Annotated in this window: 17 protein-coding genes and 2 pseudogenes; 9 read left to right on the top strand and 10 right to left on the bottom strand. The window is 59.1% G+C overall.

Annotated elements, in window-relative coordinates; translation table 11 throughout:
- Positions 1-2: 2 nt before the first annotated feature.
- Complete coding sequence (locus tag CWM58_RS10005) at positions 3-935, top strand: 2-hydroxyacid dehydrogenase (protein WP_061153609.1); 933 nt, start codon at positions 3-5, stop codon at positions 933-935.
- Between the two features lie 60 nt (positions 936-995).
- Entirely contained in the window at positions 996-1790 is a 795-nt protein-coding gene (locus tag CWM58_RS10000; protein WP_100680853.1) for an SDR family NAD(P)-dependent oxidoreductase, read from the top strand.
- A 37-nt stretch (positions 1791-1827) separates the two neighbouring features.
- Here CWM58_RS10000 and CWM58_RS09995 read toward each other — a convergent pair.
- Positions 1828-2680, bottom strand: a pseudogene (locus CWM58_RS09995) (transporter substrate-binding domain-containing protein).
- Positions 2681-3129: 449 nt separating this feature from the next.
- Between CWM58_RS09995 and CWM58_RS09985 the strand changes: the two are divergent.
- Together CWM58_RS09985 and CWM58_RS09980 are read left to right on the top strand one after the other, a co-directional pair.
- Positions 3130-3681: a fimbrial protein gene (locus CWM58_RS09985; protein ID WP_100680851.1), complete on the top strand. Its 552-nt coding sequence runs from the start codon at positions 3130-3132 to the stop codon at positions 3679-3681.
- A 36-nt stretch (positions 3682-3717) separates the two neighbouring features.
- Positions 3718-4407, top strand: a complete 690-nt coding sequence (locus CWM58_RS09980) for a molecular chaperone (RefSeq protein WP_100680850.1) — start codon at positions 3718-3720, stop codon at positions 4405-4407.
- Here the strand turns inward: CWM58_RS09980 and CWM58_RS09975 are convergent.
- From CWM58_RS09975 to CWM58_RS09955, 5 genes are all read right to left on the bottom strand, one after another.
- Entirely contained in the window at positions 4404-5498 is a 1095-nt protein-coding gene (locus tag CWM58_RS09975; protein ID WP_100680849.1) for a fimbrial protein, read from the bottom strand. The two genes, CWM58_RS09980 and CWM58_RS09975, sit on opposite strands and share 4 nt — an antisense overlap.
- A gap of 7 nt (positions 5499-5505) precedes the next feature.
- Positions 5506-8019, bottom strand: a complete 2514-nt coding sequence (locus CWM58_RS09970; RefSeq protein ID WP_100680848.1) for a fimbria/pilus outer membrane usher protein — start codon at positions 8017-8019, stop codon at positions 5506-5508.
- Positions 8020-8097: 78 nt separating this feature from the next.
- Positions 8098-8760: a molecular chaperone gene (locus CWM58_RS09965; RefSeq protein ID WP_008806121.1), complete on the bottom strand. Its 663-nt coding sequence runs from the start codon at positions 8758-8760 to the stop codon at positions 8098-8100.
- Between the two features lie 194 nt (positions 8761-8954).
- The gene (locus CWM58_RS09960; protein WP_008806122.1) at positions 8955-9548 is read right to left on the bottom strand and encodes a fimbrial protein; all 594 of its coding nucleotides are present in this window, start codon (positions 9546-9548) and stop codon (positions 8955-8957) included.
- A 699-nt stretch (positions 9549-10247) separates the two neighbouring features.
- Complete coding sequence (locus CWM58_RS09955; protein WP_100680847.1) at positions 10248-11768, bottom strand: aldehyde dehydrogenase family protein; 1521 nt, start codon at positions 11766-11768, stop codon at positions 10248-10250.
- A gap of 263 nt (positions 11769-12031) precedes the next feature.
- Between CWM58_RS09955 and CWM58_RS09950 the strand changes: the two genes are divergently transcribed.
- Positions 12032-13819, top strand: a complete 1788-nt coding sequence (locus CWM58_RS09950) for a sigma-54-dependent Fis family transcriptional regulator (protein ID WP_100680846.1) — start codon at positions 12032-12034, stop codon at positions 13817-13819.
- A gap of 2 nt (positions 13820-13821) precedes the next feature.
- On the opposite strand, the gene CWM58_RS09945 is transcribed toward CWM58_RS09950, so the two are convergent.
- Complete coding sequence (locus CWM58_RS09945) at positions 13822-14418, bottom strand: undecaprenyl-diphosphatase (protein WP_100680845.1); 597 nt, start codon at positions 14416-14418, stop codon at positions 13822-13824.
- Between the two features lie 59 nt (positions 14419-14477).
- Positions 14478-15395, bottom strand: coding sequence for a LysR family transcriptional regulator (locus tag CWM58_RS09940; RefSeq protein ID WP_100680844.1), 918 nt, complete (start codon positions 15393-15395; stop codon positions 14478-14480).
- Between the two features lie 103 nt (positions 15396-15498).
- Between CWM58_RS09940 and CWM58_RS09935 the strand changes: the two genes are divergently transcribed.
- From CWM58_RS09935 to CWM58_RS09925, 3 genes and pseudogenes are all read left to right on the top strand, one after another.
- Complete coding sequence (locus tag CWM58_RS09935; RefSeq protein WP_100680843.1) at positions 15499-16104, top strand: FMN-dependent NADH-azoreductase; 606 nt, start codon at positions 15499-15501, stop codon at positions 16102-16104.
- 91 nt (positions 16105-16195) lie between these two features.
- Entirely contained in the window at positions 16196-16495 is a 300-nt protein-coding gene (locus CWM58_RS09930; RefSeq protein WP_002914277.1) for an ArsR/SmtB family transcription factor, read from the top strand.
- Positions 16496-16502: 7 nt separating this feature from the next.
- Positions 16503-17049 (top strand): annotated as a pseudogene (locus tag CWM58_RS09925) (rhodanese family protein).
- Here the strand turns inward: CWM58_RS09925 and lpxO are convergent.
- A complete protein-coding gene (lpxO, locus tag CWM58_RS09920) occupies positions 17030-17932 on the bottom strand; it encodes a lipid A hydroxylase LpxO (RefSeq protein WP_074387797.1) in 903 nt (300 codons plus the stop codon). The pseudogene CWM58_RS09925 and the gene lpxO overlap by 20 nt on opposite strands.
- A 204-nt stretch (positions 17933-18136) precedes the next feature.
- Here lpxO and CWM58_RS09915 point away from each other — a divergent pair, with 204 nt between their 5' ends.
- Positions 18137-18316, top strand: a complete 180-nt coding sequence (locus tag CWM58_RS09915) for a hypothetical protein (RefSeq protein ID WP_100675870.1) — start codon at positions 18137-18139, stop codon at positions 18314-18316.
- Between the two features lie 79 nt (positions 18317-18395).
- Here CWM58_RS09915 and stpA read toward each other — a convergent pair whose 3' ends face one another.
- On the bottom strand, positions 18396-18797 hold the full coding sequence (stpA, locus tag CWM58_RS09910; RefSeq protein WP_012540800.1) for a DNA-binding protein StpA: 402 nt from the start codon (positions 18795-18797) through the stop codon (positions 18396-18398).
- Positions 18798-19083 lie beyond the last annotated feature (286 nt).

Here is a 19083-nt window from a genome sequence, read left to right as displayed (position 1 = left end):
CTATGTCTGATATCACTATCGTTGTGGATTGTAACGACGCGGATTTCGCCCGCGATATTTGCGCCGCCCTGCAGCAGTTTCCCGACGTCACGGCGCTTCTGCCCCATCACCAGGCGGCGCGCGACGCCCAGTACGCCAGCTGCTGGTTCCCGGACCCGCAGCTGCTGAGCCGCTCGCCGGGGCTGAAGCTGATCCAGGCCGCGTCCGCCGGGGTCGATCATCTGCCGCCCGCGCTGTTCGCCAGCGAGATCCCGCTGTGCCGGGTGATCGATGAAGATTTTCGCCACGGCATGTTCGAATATGCCCTGTGGAGCGTCCTGTGGTTTCAGCGCCATTTCGACCGGGCGCTGGCCCACCAGCGAACCCAAACCTGGAAGCTCTATCCCCAGCGCGCCGCCGCCGACTTCCATATCGGCATTATGGGTCTGGGCGAAATTGGCGGCTATATCGCTGACCAGCTGGCCCGCCTCGGCTATCGGGTCTCCGGCTGGTCGCGCAGTGAAAAGCAGCTGGCTGGCGTCACCTGCTATCGCGGCGAGGAGGCGCTCGGCAACTTCCTTGGGTCGCTTGACGGGCTGATTAACCTCCTGCCGCTCACCGCGCAGACCCGCGGTATCCTCGCCGCGCCGCTGTTCAACCAGCTACCCGCCGGGGCGGTGTTGATCAACTGCGGCCGCGGGGAGCATATGGTCAATGAAGATGTGCTGGCGGCGCTGGAAAGCGGCCAGCTCGCCGGGGCGGTGCTCGACGTCTTCCCGCAGGAGCCATTGCCGGCGGACGATCCGCTGTGGCGCCATCCGCAGGTGGTCATCACCCCGCATATGGCCTCTGCGGCCCCTGCTGAGGTGATCGCCCGCCAGCTGCTGGAGAACATTCAGCGCCAGCGCCGTGGACTGCCGCTGAAAAACCTGGTCAATAAGCACGCCGGTTACTGATCCCCAACCATACCGCCGCTGCTACGCTTAATGGGAGATCCACAACCAGAAGGCAGGAACATGAAGATTGATTTAGCGGGGAAAGTCGCACTGGTCACCGCCTCCACGGCGGGGATTGGCTTCGCCATTGCCAAAGGCCTGGCGGAGAGCGGCGCAGAGGTCATCATTAACGGGCGCAGCGAGCAGAGCGTGAACGCCGCGATCGCTCGTCTGCAAAATGAGGTGCCGGGCGCGAAGGCGCGCCCCGCCATCGCCGACCTCAGCGACGCCGACGGCGCAGCCCAGCTGCTGCGGGCGGTGACCGGCGTCGATATTCTGGTCAATAACGCCGGGATCTATGGCCCGCAGGATTTCTACGCCACCGACGACGCGACCTGGGACAACTACTGGCAGACCAACGTCATGTCCGGCGTACGCCTGTCGCGAGGGCTGCTCCCGGCGATGGTCAGTAAAGGCTGGGGGCGGCTGGTGTTTATCTCTTCAGAATCGGCGCGCAATATCCCGGCGGACATGATCCATTATGGCGTGACCAAGACCGCGCAGCTGTCGCTGGCCCGCGGCCTGGCGAAATATGTCGCCGGCAGCGGAGTGACCGTTAACAGCGTTCTGCCTGGGCCGACGATTTCCGACGGCTTTGCCGAAATGCTGAAAGACGACGTGGCGAAAACCGGCCAGTCGCTGGAGGAACTGGCGAAAGCGTTTGTCATGACCCATCGTCCGAGTTCGGTGATCCAGCGGGCGGCCTCGGTGGAAGAGGTCGCCAATATGGTGGTCTACATCTGCTCGCCGCAGGCATCGGCCACCTCCGGCGCCGCGCTGCGCGTCGACGGCGGCGTGGTGGATGATATCCTCTGAATCGCAGGGGAGACCCTCTCCCCTCTTAGCTCAGCGGTTAACCGCGAATTTTCCACTTCCGTTTGAGAACCTCTTTGTCCTGGCTATCCAGCCACTGGTTCACTTTCTCCAGCAGCGCCGGGTTATCCTTATTCATCATATACACTTTGTCGCTGGCGGTGCCGGCGAACGGCGTTTCGTTAGCAACGCAGAACACGCCGGGCTCTTTGCTCTGGTAATAGTCGCCTTCGATCAGGTCAGTCACCATCATATCGGCCGTTTTCTGCCGCAGCGCCTCCAGGTTGTCGACGTTGTTCTGCACACGAATGATCTGCGCCTGCTTAATATGCTCATCGACAAAGCTCTGGTTTGTGCCGCCAGGGTTGACGACCACCTTCACCTCCGGGCGGTCAATCTTCTCCAGCGAGCCGAGCCGCGGGGCGGCCTGGCAGTTGGCTAAGGCGATTTTACCGTTCGCCACTACCGGGTGACTGAGGGCGAAGGCTTGCGCCCGTGCCGGGGTCTGCGTCACGCCGCCCATCGCAATATCAAACTTGTCCGCCTGCAGATCGGCGGCGAGCGCTGGCCAGCTGGTGTAGACGAAGCTCACCTTCAGCCCCAGCGTGCGCCCGAGATCGCGGGCCATGTCCACGTCATAGCCCTGCAGCTCGCCGGCGGCATTGCGAAACGCCAGCGGGGCATAATCGCCCGGCACGCCCACCTTCAGCTCACCGCTGTGCTCGATGGTTTGCATATCGCGCGCCTGGGCGCCGCAGGTCATTATCGCCAGCGTCAGCGCCAGCCCCACCGTCAGTTTCATCTCGCCATCCTTATCGTTATCGGGTTTTCGCGCCGGGGTGATCGGCCGCTTATCAGTCAACACCATCCGCAGCATGTGCCAGGGCATTCATCCTATTTTTAATCATCGTGACATACAACCCGGCAGCGCGGTTGCCGATCGCAAATCTGGCGATAAAAAACAGCCCCACTCCGGTGAATGATCTCTCATCCGCAGGGCGTAGCCTTACGTGAACGATCGTATTTTCCACCATGAAGCGGGTTCGAACACCTGGCAAAAAAGAGCAATAAGCTATTTCTAATCCATTGAATTAAAATAGCAATTTATTTTATCGAGAGATATTTGGCATTCAACTCGCGTTAATAACCGTCTTATTTACGTCGCAATTCCCCCACGCTACTATCCCGACAAAAGCAGCCTATAAATAACAAGCCAGTTTATTTCCAGGCATTAATAAATTTGTCAGTCAGATGAATTAATAAAAAACATACCTGGCGTAAATAATTCTCACCAAATAACGGCCCTGGCGCCGGCTTTACGGGCACTAGAGAAGGAAAGAAAATGAAAATAATCACGCTGTGTCTGGCGACGGTCTTTGCCGGACTGGCCGCCGGCTCAGTACTCGCGGCAGAGGGCAAGCTGAATTTCATCGGCAAGGTCGTGAACGCCTCCTGCAAGCTCGAAGGGGTGAGCGACAGCGGGGTCATCGACGTCAGTATGGGCGCTATTCCGCTGTCGAGACTGAAAAACAGCCAGTCTGGCACCGGGCCGGCGGTCGGCATCGACATTCGCGTTAAAGATTGTGAGAAAGGCACTTACTACATTGTGGTTGACGGCCCCTCGCCTGCCGGCACGCCTGAAAACCGCGTGCTGGCGCTCGACGGCAGCGGCAAGACGGCCAGCAAGGTGGGCATTCTGCTCACCGACCGCACGGGCACCCCGCTCAGTCTCGATGAACGCCTTGATCCGCAACACGATCCCCGCATAGAGATCCCGGTGGACGGCGGCTCCGGAACCTTCAGGCTGAAAGCCTTCTATTACACCTGGGATAAAGCCCACGTGGATCCCGGCGACGGCAACGCAACGGCCCGATTTACCATTATGCAGGAATAGCTTCCCGGTCAGGGATGAGACGTCAAGGGAGTCTTCATGAAAACACAGCTGGCGGTTCTGCTCTGCGCCGTGACCTTTCAGACCTGCGCCGGGATCACCATTAATGCCACGCGGGTGGTCTATTCCGGGAAAGAAAAGGTCGCCAGCCTGAACATTCACAATCGCAGCAGCACGCCTTATAAAGTGCAGATCTGGCTGGACGCCGGACTCAATACCTCGCGCGTCGGCCTGCCGATAGTGGCGACACCACCGCAGGTCTATTTATCGCCGCAACAATCCGCCCAGCTGCGCTTTATCTATCTCGGTGGCGGGCTGCCTGGCGATCGGGAAAGCGTGTACTGGGTCAATATCCAGGAGACGCCTCCCGCAGCCGTCGGCACGCATACGCTGCAATTTGTCGTCCGTACCCGCCTGAAGCTCTTTTATCGTCCGCCCGCCATCACCACCACCCTCGCCAGAGAGGTGCAAAAGCTGCAGTGGCAGCAGAGCGGGAATAACCTGCGTTTTACCAACTCAGGCCCACTGCATATCACCCTGGTCAACGGGACGCTGATCGATAATAAAGGCCGCCTCTCGCCGATGAGAAACGTGATGCTCCGGCCATACAGCAGCCATACCGTGATGACCACCGACAGCACTCGCCTGTACCAGCTGAACTATATCGACGACTACGGCGCGGTGGTGCCCATCCCCCTGCAGAATGCCCATGCCCCAGCGTCAGGTTAGTTATACTCCAGGGCGAAGGTCACCATGCTGTTGGCCGTGCCCGCCCCCACCGTGGCGTCAGTTTGCACATACTGGGCGTTAAAATTGATCGCCTCGGCGGTACCGGCGTTCGTGCCGGTCACCCTTTTCAGGATCGGCAAGTTGCTGGCCTCATTGATCTTAACGCTGGTGCCATCAGAGACCGCCGCGCCGGGGTTATTGCCGTAGGTCAGCTTCACGCCGACGCCGCTGGCGCTGTTGCTGGCCTTGCTCAGGGCCAGGGTATCGCTCTCCACGCTGACGCCGAAAAAGCCGATGCGCACGTCGGTCGGCGACGGGCAGAACACCGGAATCGAAAAGCGCTTCGCCTGGCCGCCGGTGCTCCCTTTACCGTGAAATTCCGCCCGGTTTACCGTGCCCAGAGTGACCTGGATCGTCGACGTCGCTACCTGACAGCTGCCGCTGCTGCCGATGTCCACGTTCAGAGCAGCCATATCGAGACTGACCGGCGCGCTGGCGACATAGCCGGCGCTCCCGCTGGCCTGCTGCTCAATGGTCATCTCCCCGACCTGCGGCAGCGACGGTGAGTTGGTGTGCGTCCCGTCCGCCAGCTGCACCGTCCCGGTTTTATAGAAGGTCACCGCGATCCTGACCGTGGTTTGCTGCTGCGTCATCAGCGCCGGGAGCATTGCACTGTCGCACACCACCACCGACTCGCCGCCCGCGGAGTGGCTACCGTCGATAGCCCGCATCGGGCCGCCCGCGCACTGAAAGCTGAGCGAGTAACCGATGCCGTCGATGGCGCTGGGGTAGACGTGCTGTCCGTTAATTACCACCGGCGCGCCGCCGGTTTTCAGTTGCTTATAGACGATGCGTTTGGCGCTCGCCGTCGGCAGCTGCAGGTCGCAGGAAAAAGGGATCCCGCTGCCGTTATCCGCCATCGCGCTGGTCATCTGGGTATTGACCGGCAGCGTGGGTAAATACTTGATATTGGGAATATTGACCGTGGTCTGGCCGATATTGCCGCGGCAGGTTTCGGCCCGCACGCCGGGGAGGTAACCACTCAGCGCCAGCAGAAAGAGAACAGGAAGTAGACGAAAAACAGATTTCATAGCCGCCTCAGCGTGTCTGGCACAGCCCGGAGACGGTTTTCACCGTATTCAGACTCTGCTGTGGGTTATCCGGAAGTTGAAAATGCAGCGTGCAGCTCTGCGACTGGTTGTTAACGACCCAGCTCACCGCCAGGGTCCCCTCCTGCGGCACGCCGCTGAGGTACACCTGCCCACCGTCGGCCACCATGCCGCCCGGCGCGTTGCTGCCCTCCTCCGTCGTGACCAGCCGCGCGCTGGCGCCAAACGGCAACGGCCCCTGGGCATTGCGCAGGGTAAACAGCACCCGGTTGCCAATGTGGGTCCGATAGTTGGCCATCACCACCGCGCCGCCGCCGGGGATCACGGTCTGCCCCTCCTGATCGACGTCGGTATCGTCGGCCATCGACTCTGTGTCGAGGGTAATGACATTTTTTCGATAGGCGGTCAGGGATGGCACCACGGCATAGCCGCGCCAGTCGGTGTGCACATTGTTGCCGTTTTGTACCGCCACCCCAGCGGCCCCCGGCGCGCGGACGATGGCGAAGCTCTCGCCCACCGTCTGGCCGAAGGTGACGCCGTGCGGATGCGCGACCACCGAGCCGGCGCCTCCCCAGGTCAGCTGGTTGCTGGCGGCGTCATGACGATAGCCGAGCTGGGCGTTGCCGAAGCCGCCGTGGTAATCCAGCGCGACGCTGCTGTTGCTGCCTCGCCCCTGGTTGCCATAGCCCTGCTGGACCGAATAGAACAGATTTGGCCGCGTCGGCACCGCGCCATACAGCGAGACCTGCTGCGAGGTATAGCCATTGCTGTCCGAGGTGGTGTTATAGCTTACCGCGCTGTCGGACAGCGGGCCGCCCAGCGGGATGTTGATATTAAATGACCAGGAACGGTCATTTTTTTCCTGATTGCTGGCGCGGGTGTAGTAATAGCCCACGCCCCAGGAGATCCCCTTCCAGGCGCTGTAGAACCCGAGGTGTACCGTCTCATCCCGGCTCTGCCGGTGCCAGTAATCCTGCGACCAGGCGGAGATCGCCAGACTGCCGAGGCCGCCAAGGCTTTGTGTCACCGACAGCTCTTCCCGGCGACGCCGGTTGTCCACCTGCCCCTGCGCGCTTTCCAGCGCGCTGGCTTCGGCAAAATCGTAATAGCCGCTGGAGGAGTAGCGGTAGCTGGCGAGGCTGAATGAGGTCCCCGAGCTGACAAAATCTTTCTGATACTGGGCGCGCAGCGAATGGCCCGCGTAGCGCTTGCCCGACGGTGTGCGGGTGACGGCCTGGGTCACGTCGCCTCCCAGCGACCCGAACTCGCCGAAGCCACGACCCAGGCCCAGCGCCCAGGACTGATAGTCCTGCGCCAGTTGCGTACCGCCGTAGAGGGTAAATCCCGCCGACAGACCGTAGAACAGGGTTCCCTGGAGGAATTCCGGCGAGCGGACGGTATCCGCCCCCGAATGGTAGCGCCCGGCGCTAAGGCTGAATTTGCCGCGCCCTTCGCGCAGCATAAAAGGAACTGCGGAATAGGGCTGAGTAAAGGTGCGCACCGAACCATTGCTCTCGGTCACCTTCACCTCCAGATCGCCGCTCTGCGAGGTGGGGTAAAGATCGCTGATGGCAAATGCCCCCGGCGACACGAAGGTTTCGTAGATCACATACCCGTGCTGAGAGACGGTCACTTTGGCATTGCTGTGCGCCACGCCGCGGATGGTGGGGGCAAAGCCGCGCTGGCTGTCCGGAAGCATCTCATCGTCAGACATCAGCTGGACGCCGCGAAAGGGGATGCTGTCAAACACATCGCCGGTGGTGTAGGTATCGCCGATCCGCAGCAAGCTCTTCAGCGAGCGGACGTCGCGCTGCAGCCAGGTGCTCTGGGTATCCCAGTGCCGGCGCTGCTGGTCGTACTGCATTGAGGAGACGTTGCGCAGCCGCCAGGCGCCCAGGTTCACGCCGCTGCGTAAATTGAGGTAGTTTGAGCGGCTGCTCTCCCCGTCATCGGCGTTCTTTATTTGCGCGCCGGAAAAATAGTAATCGACAAACGCGGCCGGCACGCCATCGTCCCAGCGCGAGGGATCGACATAGCCGCGGCTTTGCACGTTCATCGCCGCCTGGGGAATACTCAGCGTCAGGCGCTGGTTAGCAAAGGTGAACCGACTGCTGGCATCGGGAATAAACTTCTCGATCCGGGTGAAGGTTTCTCCTTCATGCAGCGTTTGAAAGGCGGGAAAGGCGCTGACGTTGACCCCATAATCCGCCAGCTGAGCGGGCGTCAGCACCGGCTGCAGCTTCCCGCCATCGTCAACAAACGTAATATCAGCCTGACCCAGCTCCTGATCGTTAACCACCACGGTGACAGAGTAAGTGCCCGGCTGCTGCCCGCCGGGTTTGGCGAAATAGTGCAGGTCGGAGGTTTGCTGCTGCGGGTCGGCAAACTCCAGCGCCGCCGGGTCAAAATAGTCGTCGGCCAGCGCCCGGTTCAGCGGGCTGAGACAAAACATCATCGTCGGCACTGTCGCCAGCGCCAGCGCCCGTCCTGCGGTCACTGGCATTGCGGCATACTCCCGCACCTTCGCTGTTGTTGTTCTTTTCATGCTGGCGCCGTCCGGTCATGTCATCACAAAAGGGAATTACTGCTGGGCGAAATCGCTGACGCCACCGTAGTCGTTAATCGCCCGCCATTTGACGGCGCCGTGCCCGCTCACCGGCCACGTTTTCTGGCCGAACGGAGCCACCATGCCTGGCTCATCGATGCTCTGCCCGCCCACCGCGACGGAGTAAAAAGAGACAAAATAGGGAGTGGGGTTTGCCACCGTCAGATGACCGCCGGACTGGGTAAACTTCAGTTGCTGCCAGGCTTTTGCCGGGTCGCCTGCCAGACCGTTGGGGCGATAGAAAATTTTGAATTTCGACTTAATATTGACCTGCAGCTTATTCACCTCGCCCTGCGGCGTCGGAGAAATACTTTTGACGTTCAGCCAAAACACCGACTCACGATCGCCGGGCAGCGAGGCGCCAATAAAGTTAATACGCAGAACGTTATTCTGCTCCGGATCGAGACGGAACAGCGGTGGGGTCACAATAAAGGGCACCTTGCTCTTGTCATTTTCCGCGTAATTTTCCACCCACGACTGCACCAGATAGGGTGTGTGAGTATCGGCATTGGTGACTGAAATAGCGGCTTCACGCTTCCCTTCCTGATAAATCACACGGGTTCCCCCCATGACAATACCGGCCTGCGCTGCCGTGGAGCACAGCAGAAAAGCCGCAACGGCAATTATTTTCTTCATCATTAATAACCATCAGGTAAAGGTTGAACAGACAATAAAATAAAGCTGTGAATAACAGAGCCAGTAACCATTGAGATAATTAGCAGGAACAACAATACCGTCACGAATATATATCGCGACTGCTTCGCCATTAATGTTTCAACAGACTGCTATGGATCCAGACGCAATGGACTGGCTCTGAATAACGCGCAATATGCTTAGTTATAAATCATATTGAAATTAGCCGTACCGTTGGCATCGCCCGCCGCCACGGCCCCGGTAGAGACATAGTCGGCGTAAAACTCGAGGTCAGCAGAGCCGGTGCCGGCAGTGGCGCCCGCGACGACCGGGTGATCTTTGGACACTTTGCCGAGGCTAACCGCCGTGTTCTGGTCGTCTTCATACAGCTTGATCGCCACGCCGGTGGCGCCGCCATTGGTGGCCAGCAGAGTGGTATCAGACTGATCGCGCGCGCCGTCAAACAGCACCGCAACCTTGGCCACGCTTGCCGGGCAATCTTTGACTTTGATATGGAAGGGAGTTTTGGTGGTTTCGGAGCCGGTGCCGGTAAAATAGCTGCTGGCCCATTTGCCCAGATCCACGGTCTGGCCGGTTGAACCGCTGTCGACGTTGCAGGAGCTGTCGGTAATAGAGCCGTTAAAAATTACCTGCCCACCGGTACCCTGAGTGCCTGCGCTGGCGCCTGGGTTAACGGTCATTGTCGATCTTGCCGGTTGCGTATTGCCTGAAATTGCCGCGCCAGAAACCAGCGCGCCCATGAGAATTGCCATAATACGAAGTTGGGTTTTCATTATTTATCTCATCGTTAACGAATATATCGCACAGTCATCGGCAATAGCGCATGGCTATCGCGAAGCTGCTCATTAGTTCCTCCCTGTAAATGTTCATTGCGTTCCTTCCGCAGGATAGTAGGCACACGCCCTCTCACTCTGTTTTATTTCGACAAAGTGTCGCTAATAATAAAAAACAGAAGACAAAGAGTTATTTTGGTGTGCGAAATAAATATATTACCGGTCCCACCAAAAGGCAACCCAACGCAATGTTGCGGATAAGTTAAGGATTATCGGCGTCATAGAATTTATTTTTGAAATGCCTTTTCAATGTTAATTTACATATCTATACAAACGGTGATTAAACACGTTCAAACAACAACAGATCAAAGCCATTAACAAATTTAAAAGTAATCGCCCAAAAAGTCGTCTTGTTTTATCGTGCTTCCGATCGGTAGTAGAGGAAAATTAGGAATTTTCCTGGTATTAATATTCATCATTTCTACATAAATGAAGCCCAAGTGTCCGCCTCAGTGCGCATAATTTCTTGTTGTGGAACCGTTTTTATTTTCAAGTGAAAGATGTTACATCAGCAGTGTGAATGTGTTGGTCATGCCGCTCAATAAAGCCGACTAAATAGCAGGGTTATTTTGCAGTTAAAAAAAATCCGCAACCCGGACGGATTGCGGATAGAGGATGGGTCAGACGCGCGGGAATGCCTCAGAACAGGCCCAGTGGCGCGGTGCCGTAGCTCACCAACAGGTTTTTGGTTTGCTGGTAAGCATCCAGCGCCATCTTATGTGTTTCCCGGCCAACGCCGGACTGTTTATAGCCGCCGAACGCCGCATGGGCCGGGTAGATATGATAGCAGTTGGTCCATACGCGACCGGCTTTAATCCCGCGGCCCATGCGATAGGCAAGGTTGGTATCCCGCGTCCAAACCCCGGCGCCAAGGCCAAACTGGGTCTCATTGGCGATGGTCAGCGCTTCCGCTTCGTCCTTAAAGGTGGTCACCCCGATCACCGGCCCAAAGATCTCCTCCTGGAAGCTGCGCATATCATTGCGGCCTTTAATCAGCGTAGGCTGAATATAAAAACCGTTATCCAGCGCCGGGGCGATGACCGCCCGCTCGCCGCCGGTCAGGATTTGCCCGCCCTCTTCGCGGGCAATCTGAATATAGGAGAGGATCTTATCGAACTGTTGGCGGGAAGCCTGCGCGCCGATCATGGTGTCGGTATCTAACGGATCGCCACGGCGGATCTGCGCCACTTTATCCATCACCCGCGCCATAAAGGGTTCATAGATGGATTCATGGATCAGCGCCCGCGACGGGCAGGTACAGACCTCCCCCTGGTTGAAGAAGCCAAGCACCAGCCCCTCCACCGCCTTTTCAATAAACTCTTCTTCGCCGTCCATCACGTCGGCAAAGTAGATGTTGGGCGATTTTCCTCCCAGCTCGACAGTGCACGGGATAATATTCTCCGCCGCACAGGCGAGAATATGCCGGCCGACCGGCGTGGAGCCGGTAAACGCCAGCTTGGCGATACGCTTGCTGGTGGCCAGCGCCTCGCCCGCCTCTTTGCCGAATCCCTGCACCACGTTAAGCACCCCGGCCGGGAACAGATCGCCGATCAGCTCCAGCAGCAGGGTAATGCTCAGCGGCGTCTGTTCAGCCGGCTTGAGCACCACGCAGTTACCCGCCGCCAGGGCCGGGGCCAGCTTCCACGCGGCCATCAGCAGCGGAAAGTTCCACGGGATAATCTGTCCAACCACCCCCAGCGGTTCATGGAAATGATAGGCCACCGTCGTTTCGTCAATCTCGGCGGTGCTCCCCTCCTGGGCGCGCAGGCAGCCGGCGAAGTAGCGGAAATGGTCCACCGCCAGCGGCAGGTCGGCATTCAGGGTTTCGCGGATCGGTTTCCCGTTGTCCCAGCTCTCCGCGACGGCCAGATACTCCAGGTGCTGTTCAATACGATCGGCGACCTGTAGCAGCAGCCTGGAGCGCTGCTGCACTGACGTTTTACCCCACGCCGGCGCCGCACGGTGAGCGGCATCGAGGGCGAACTCAATGTCTTTGGCGTCCGAGCGGGGAAACTGCGCAATGTTGCTGCCGTCGACCGGGGAGGTATTCATAAAGAATTCACCGCTCAGCGGCTCGACAAATTTACCGTCAATAAAGTTGCCGTAAGCGGATTTAAATGAAACCAGGGCGCCGGGCTGGCCAGGGTGTGCATAACGCATCGCAAATCTCCTTCTGTAGGGTTGAGACGCGGCGGCATATTGATTTTTTAAACTTGCCGCCGAACGCTTCTCACTTTGCAGGGGTTATGCCAGTTTTTTATTGCCAATAATTTATATTATTTATTAATGGGTTAGGATTATTTATTTACCAGTCGGGCAGGCGCTGTCGCACAGATGTCCACTTATGTGTCGCAAATCGCAACACCAAATAAACCAAATAGCTACAATATTGCAACACAGCAACATCGACCCTGAGGTGCCCTGTGCCAGGCAATCCCTATCTTCTCGCACCAGAGGTTAACGCTAACCCCCTGCTCAGCGATTCGTGGTCTCGCTGCCAGCGCTATGGTCTGGATCCCGCTACCGAGGATTTTCCCCGTCTGCGCGCTGGGGAACTGGCGGACCGGCTCGCCAGCCACCGCAGCCTGCAGCAGCTGGCGCAGCCAATGGTGGAGGCGCTGTCGCGCCAGGTGGCGGACCTGCAGTCGGTGGTGATCCTCTCCGACCCCAGCGGCCTGGTGTTGCACACCGTCGGCGATACCCAGGCGATGCTGAAGGCTCAGCGCGTCGCGCTGGCCCCCGGTAACCTGTGGAGCGAAAGCGGGCGCGGGACCAATGCCATTGGCACCGCGCTGGTCATTGACGACGGCTGCGAAATCGATGGCCGCCAGCACTTTCTCACCCGCAACCAGAATCTGTACTGTGCAGCGATGCCGCTCCAGCGGCCGGACGGAAGCATTGCCGGCGTGCTGGATATTTCCGGCCCGGCGGATTTTCCCCACCAGCACACCTTCGGCTGGGTGAAGGCGGCGGCAAAGCAGATTGAATATCTGTGGGTGAAACAGAGCCTGCATCCGGAGCAGTGGCTGATGAGCCTGCACCGGCAGGTGGACAAGCTCGACAGCGTCGAGGAGCTGCTGCTGGTCTTTTCTGACAACGTCCTCACCGCCGGCAACCGACTGGCGATGCGCGAGTTCGGCCTGAGCGCGGCGCAGTTTGGTCAGCTCACCTTTGCGTCGCTTTTTCCGACGCTGGCGCAAAGGGCGGTCAGCGTCCCGCTGCCGCTGACCACCCCGCAGGGCCGCTATCACTATCGCCTGCGGGAGCCCACCCGCCGCCGGGTGGCGGTAAGCGCCCCGCCGGTCATGCATCTCCCTTTCACCAGCCCGCGCGAAGGCGAAAAGCTGCTGCGGCTGCTCAACGCCGGCATTGCGCTATGCATTGAGGGGGAAACCGGCAGCGGCAAGGAGTATGTCAGCCGCACGCTGCATCAGCACAGCCGCTGGCGCAGCGGCAAATTTGTCGCCATCAACTGCGCGGCCATCCCGGAATCGCTGATCGAATCCGAGCTCTTCGGCTACCAGCCGGGGGCATTTACCGGCGCCAGCAAAAACGGCTATATCGGTAAAATCCGCGAGGCTGAGGGCGGGGTACTGTTTCTCGATGAGATCGGCGATATGCCGCTGGCGCTGCAGACGCGGCTCCTGCGGGTGTTGCAGGAAAAAGAGGTGGCCCCGCTGGGCGCCAGCCGCAGCGTGCCGGTGAATTTCGCCTTGATCTGCGCCACCCACCGCAATCTGACGCAACGGGTCAGCGTCGGCGAATTCCGTGAAGATCTGCTGTGGCGCCTGCGGGAGTATGCCCTGGCGCTGCCCCCGCTGCGCGAGTGGCCGGCGCTGGAAACCTTTATCGCCACGCTGTGGCGCGACCTGGGCGGTGTTTCACGCCGGGTGACGCTGTCAGGCGCGCTGCTGAGCCACCTCAGCCAGCTGCCGTGGCCGGGAAACGTGCGCCAGCTGCAGAGCGTCCTGAAGGTGATGCTGGCTCTGGCCGATGAGGGCGACACGCTGACGCCCGACGCACTGCCGGAGGCGTATCGCACCGCGCCTGCGCCGCTGCCGCGCGGGGGATTGCAGGCCCATGACGAGCAGTTGATTGTCGATACCCTGGCCAGCGTCAACGGCAACGTCAGCCGGGCGGCACAGATGCTGGGTATCGCCCGCAGCACGCTGTACCGCCGCGCCGCCCGTGCCGGACGGCCTCGTCGCTGAGGCTACGGCGTAAAGCGCGCCGGCAGCCAGGAGAACATCCGCCGGCTGACGGCCTCGCACAGCAACACCAGCCGTGGGCCGACCGCCTGCCAGACCCGATTCGCCACGATGACCCCGCCGATGGAGACCAGGGCCGCGCCCACCATATCCAGCGGAAAATGTACCCCAAGATAGATGCGCGACCAGGCCACCGGCAGCGCAGCCAGCAGCACCAGCAGGCCAAGCGCCCGCAGGCGCAGCGACAGCAGCGCAAACGCGGCGCTGAACATCACCGTACCGTGATCGCTGGGGAAGCTATTATCCGCCGGATGGCTTATCCAGGTATGACCGAGGGGGATCATAAACGGCCGCGGATGGAACCAGAGCGTCCCGCACACCATCCCCAGCCCGAGGGAAATGACCACGGCCAGGGTCATAAACAGCGCCTGGCGGTGCCCCTCGCGACCACCGAGAAACCACAGACCGAGCGCGATCGCCGGCATAATAAACACGATGCCGCTGGCACAAATACGCGCCAGCGACAGCAGACTCTCCGCGGCGCCAGGCTGCGCGTTAAGCGCGAAAAAAACAGATTGATTCAGGGTTTCCAGGGCGTTCATAGCGATAGCTCTCAGTCGTCATCTTTCTGTCATTATCGCCCGGACGCCTTAAGATACCCTTAACCGCTGGACGGTGTGCTTTTAGCAAGGCGCAGTCCTTCCCGCAGAGCATCGATCGCCACCCGCGTTTTTTGCGGCAACCACGGCCCCTCCGGCCACACCGCGTGGATGGCGAAACGCGCACAGGCACTGGATGCCAGAACCTGCTGTAGCGCCCCATCGGCAAGCCCCTTGGCCACCAGCCAGTCCGGTAGCCAGGCGATGCCCATCCCCTGCTGCACCGCCGCCGCGATGGCGGCAAAATCATCCTGTACCAGCCCCGTCTCCGGACTGAAGCGCACTTCACCCTGCTGCGGGTCGTACAGTTGCCATTTTTGCAGTTGGCCGTTGTGCAGATAGCCGAGGGTGCGGTGCTCGCTCAGCCCGGCGATGGTCTGCGGCGGCGGCTGGCGTCGCAGGTAATCCGCCGCCGCGCACAGCACCATGCCATGCTCCCCCAGCGCCCGCGCCCGTAGCGACCCGGTATCGGCCAGGTTTCCGATACGCACCGCAAGATCAACCCCCTCCTCCAGCAGATTGACCTGCCGGTCGCTGTAGTGGAGCTCGAGCTTCAGTAACGGATAGCGCTGGCTCAGGCGGAACAGCAGCGGCGCCACGCAGCGCTGACCAAACAGCACCGGTAACGAAATCCGCAGCCGCCCCTGCACCTCACCCTTCCCGCGCTGGAGCGCCTCTTCGGCCTCGTGGATACGCGCCAGCGCTTCCCGGCACTGGTGGTAGAATTGCTCCCCCTCTTCCGTCAGCAGTTGCCGACGGGTGGTGCGCTGGAATAACGCCACGCCGAGGCGCGCTTCCAGCCGGGCAATGGTTTTACCCACCGCCGAACGCGTCACGTGGAGGATCGTCGCCGCGCTGGCAAAGTTACCGCTCTCGACCACGGTGACAAACACCGGGATCGCGTTCAGATCGTCGCGCACAGATTGGTTCCTTATGGGATACAATAGAGGAAAATAATGTCACTCCAGAGAGAAAAAAGACAGTGTTAGTCTCTGCCTCCATCCTTCACTTGAGGCATCCCTTATGGCAAACGTTCTGGTGTTAAAATCCAGCATTAATGGCGAAACATCCTTGACCAATCAGCTGATTAACGAATTTCTCGCGGCGCGCCAGGCGGCGGGACACCGCGATCGGCTCACGGAACACGATCTCAGCGCCATGGCGCTGCCAACGCTGGATCACCCCCTGTTCGCCGCCCTGCGCGGGGCGGTGGATCCGCAGCCGGCCATCCGCGCGGCGGTTGCGCTCTCCGACCAGCTTATCGCCGAGTTAAAAGCCAGCGACCTGCTGGTGATCGGCGCGCCGATGTATAACCTCAACGTCCCGACCGATCTGAAGAAATGGTTCGACCTCGTGGCGCGGGCGCGGGAAACCTTTCGCTACACCGACAGCTGGCCGCAAGGGCTGGTCGAGGGCGTTCGGGCGGTGGTCGTCAGCAGCCGCGGCGGTATTCACCAGGGAGAGACCACCGATGCCATCACGCCTTATCTGCGCGCGGTACTGGGGCTGATGGGGATCGGCGAAGTGGAATTTATCTATGCCGAAGGGCTGGATAATCGTCCGCATGGTCGCGACGCAGGGATCGCCAGCGCCCGGGCGCAGATTGCCCAGCTCGCCGTTCCGGCCTGAGTCACGGATAACCTGAGTCACGGATAAATAGTGCTGGCGCAGGCGATGTTTTTATTTTAGAGTTATCTAAATTTAGAGAAAGCTAAAATACATGACCACACCTGAAGACCTGCAGGCCCGCGCCGGAGAAGCCGCCGCGCTGATGAAAGCCATGAGCAATCCTCACCGATTGCTGATCCTGTGCATGCTGTGCGATGCGCCGCGCGCCAGCGCCGGTGAACTGGCCCGCGCCACCGGCCTGAGTCCTTCCGCCACCTCGCAGCACCTCGCGAGGATGCGTGACGAGGGGCTGATCGACAGCGAGCGCGATGCCCAGCGTATCCACTATTTCATCACCCACCCTGCGGTACAGCAGGTGATCAACACGCTGAAAACGCTCTATTGCCCGTGAGGATCCGATGACTATCGCCACCTTAACCCCTGCCGAAGCCCGGGCGCTGATTGCCCAGGGCGCCAGACTGATTGATATCCGTGATGCGGATGAATACGCGCGCGAACATATTCCCGATGCCGAGCTGGTGCCGCTCGCCAGCCTGACCAACGGTGCGACCCTCAATGCCCGGGCCGGTGAGACGGTCATTTTTCACTGCCAGGCGGGTTCCCGGACGCAGAATAACGCGATTCATCTGGCCGCCGCCGCCGCGCCGGCGCAGGCAAGCCTGCTGGCCGGGGGGATTCAGGGCTGGAGGGCCGCGGGGTTCCCGGTTGAGGAGGATAAATCCCAGCCGCTGCCGCTGATGCGCCAGGTACAAATTGCCGCTGGCGTCCTGATTTTACTCGGTGTACTGCTGGGCTATACCGTGAGCAGCGGCTTCTTTCTGCTCAGCGGCGCGGTCGGCGCCGGGCTCACGTTTGCCGGGGTGACCGGCTTTTGCGGCATGGCGCGCCTGCTGGCGATCATGCCCTGGAACCGGCGTCAGGAGGGTTAAAACGCACTCCAGATAAGCCAGGCAATGCCGCCGAAGAGCAGCCATTTAACGATGTAATAGACCGTCTTATTCCATTTTTTCAGCCGCTTGCCGACAATACGGATCTGGTAGATATAGCGAAACGCCCGGTTAATCCCGCCAATGCGATCGCCGGTATCGTTGGGCGCCGAGGCGGCGCTCATCAGATGACGTCCCAGCCAGTGGTTAACCTGTTGCGCCCAGCGGTAGCGCATCGGCCGTTCAATATCACAGAACAGAATCAGCCGATTCTCACCGCTGGTATTTTCCGCATAGTGAATATAGGTCTCATCAAACAGCACCCCTTCCCCATCGCGCCAGCTGTAGCGCTGGCCATCCACCTCAATAAAGCAGCGGTCATCGTTCGGCGTCGCCAGGCCGAGATGAAAGCGCAGCGAACCCGCGTAGGGATCGCGGTGGCGCGGCAGACGGCTGCCGTCCGGCAGGGTGGCGAACATGGCCGCTTTCACCGATGGGATATCGCGCAGCAGCGCGGTGGTGTATGGACAGAGTTGGCTGGCGGAGGGATGGGCATCCTCATACCATTTCAGATAAAAGCGTTTCCAGCCGGTTTTAAAAAATGAGTTAAATCCGGCATCGTTATATTTATCGGCCGCTTTAATCTGCTCCAGTTGCTGCAGGTGGATCCCTTCGTCGCGAATAACTTGCCAGTTCTGCTGCAATATCGCCAGCTCGGGAAACATCTCCGGGCGCAGATATGGCGTATTCGGCACGCGGGAAAATAAATACATAAATCCATTCAGCGGAGCAGTAAATGTTGAATGATCGGAGAGCTGTCGCCAGAAACGATAGCGCACCCGCCCGCGGTAATGGACGTACAGCACAGCAATAACAATAATTAATAGAATGATATACTTCATAATGTCTTTCCTGACCAACTCGGTGGTAACCCTACCTTCGCCGTCCCCCTTGTCAGCAGCGGTTTGGCGCCAGCAAAACATTAACAACACTAATACATATACCACCAAATTGTTTTAACAAAAAACAACACAGCCGGTGTTCAGTGGCCAGCCGTTGAGCTATGGTTGAGGTTCATCCAGGATGTTAACCGTGAGGAGTGAATGATGTTTTCTGTCGGCGATCTGGTACAACCGCGTGCGGGTGGGCCAAAACTGAAAGTGGTTGAAGTGCAGGGAGAACAGCTGGTGGTGGTTCAGGCCGCGCAAGAGCAGGGTGAGCGCTATACGCTGAAGTCAGACGAGGTGACGCCCTATCAGGAAGAAGGCGACTTCGGCGTCTGCTAAAGCCCCCCTCCCGCTGATTCACAAGGCCAGACTGAACGGTGGGTCTCCCCCCACCGTCATGACACTGGCCGGATCGGCTTTAAATGAGAAAACTGTCCAGCGATTTCCCCTGAGCGACCGCCTGAGCAATCGGCTTCGGCATTCTTCCCTGACCGGTCCAGGTTTTTTCTGCGCCAGTATGATCGGTATAACGATATTTCGCCGGGCGCGGTTGCCGCTTTTTCCCTGCCGCCATCGACGGCTGAATATCCGCCACGAGGTCGTCAGGAGAAATACCGTCGGCGCGCATCAGCTCAAGCCAGGTATTCACTTTTTCCTGATATTCAGCCTGCTGCTGCGCTGCCAGCTGCTGTTGCGTACGTTTTTCTTCAGTGACGATCCTGAGCTTTTCCAGCATCTCTTCAAGCACGTCAATGGAGAATTCACGGGACAGGGCACGGAGTGAACGGATATTATTCAGTTTGTGTAACATTAAAGACATAAAATTAAAAAATCCCAGATAACCAATTAAAAGATACAACGCGGCAAGTGTAATAGAAACGCTTATTTATTTCCAGCCTTCGGTTATCCAGAAAAATATATTACGCAGAAAGTAGTGGTTATCCGCATGACTATATTGGCAAAGCGCCTTGCCTTTTTCATCAATACCCACAAAAGAGAGAATGAATAAATAAAAACAGCGCAATAGCGCACAATAAAATATATCTCATTGAGGATATTATCTTTATGGTCAGAGACTTACCTTCTGTTCATCAGTGACCGCGCCG

Origin of the sequence: Klebsiella sp. H-Nf2, from assembly GCF_002806645.1 — a bacterium.
GTDB lineage: Bacteria > Pseudomonadota > Gammaproteobacteria > Enterobacterales > Enterobacteriaceae > Klebsiella > Klebsiella variicola.
The sequence above is the reverse complement of the archived record's forward strand: the minus strand, read 5'-3'. Positions and strand labels throughout refer to the sequence as shown.

Excerpts from the sequence above, each read along its gene's own strand:
- CWM58_RS09915 (WP_100675870.1), top strand. The coding sequence starts at position 18,137 with ATGTTTTCTGTCGGCGATCTGGTACAACCGCGTGCGGGTGGGCCAAAA.
- CWM58_RS09960 (WP_008806122.1), bottom strand. The coding sequence starts at position 9,548 with ATGAAAACCCAACTTCGTATTATGGCAATTCTCATGGGCGCGCTGGTT.
- stpA (WP_012540800.1), bottom strand. The coding sequence starts at position 18,797 with ATGTCTTTAATGTTACACAAACTGAATAATATCCGTTCACTCCGTGCC.
- CWM58_RS09965 (WP_008806121.1), bottom strand. The coding sequence starts at position 8,760 with ATGATGAAGAAAATAATTGCCGTTGCGGCTTTTCTGCTGTGCTCCACG.
- CWM58_RS09930 (WP_002914277.1), top strand. The coding sequence starts at position 16,196 with ATGACCACACCTGAAGACCTGCAGGCCCGCGCCGGAGAAGCCGCCGCG.
- CWM58_RS09945 (WP_100680845.1), bottom strand. The coding sequence starts at position 14,418 with ATGAACGCCCTGGAAACCCTGAATCAATCTGTTTTTTTCGCGCTTAAC.
- lpxO (WP_074387797.1), bottom strand. The coding sequence starts at position 17,932 with ATGAAGTATATCATTCTATTAATTATTGTTATTGCTGTGCTGTACGTC.
- CWM58_RS10000 (WP_100680853.1), top strand. The coding sequence starts at position 996 with ATGAAGATTGATTTAGCGGGGAAAGTCGCACTGGTCACCGCCTCCACG.
- CWM58_RS10005 (WP_061153609.1), top strand. The coding sequence starts at position 3 with ATGTCTGATATCACTATCGTTGTGGATTGTAACGACGCGGATTTCGCC.
- CWM58_RS09970 (WP_100680848.1), bottom strand. The coding sequence starts at position 8,019 with ATGCCAGTGACCGCAGGACGGGCGCTGGCGCTGGCGACAGTGCCGACG.
- CWM58_RS09935 (WP_100680843.1), top strand. The coding sequence starts at position 15,499 with ATGGCAAACGTTCTGGTGTTAAAATCCAGCATTAATGGCGAAACATCC.
- CWM58_RS09955 (WP_100680847.1), bottom strand. The coding sequence starts at position 11,768 with ATGCGTTATGCACACCCTGGCCAGCCCGGCGCCCTGGTTTCATTTAAA.
- CWM58_RS09975 (WP_100680849.1), bottom strand. The coding sequence starts at position 5,498 with ATGAAATCTGTTTTTCGTCTACTTCCTGTTCTCTTTCTGCTGGCGCTG.
- CWM58_RS09985 (WP_100680851.1), top strand. The coding sequence starts at position 3,130 with ATGAAAATAATCACGCTGTGTCTGGCGACGGTCTTTGCCGGACTGGCC.
- CWM58_RS09980 (WP_100680850.1), top strand. The coding sequence starts at position 3,718 with ATGAAAACACAGCTGGCGGTTCTGCTCTGCGCCGTGACCTTTCAGACC.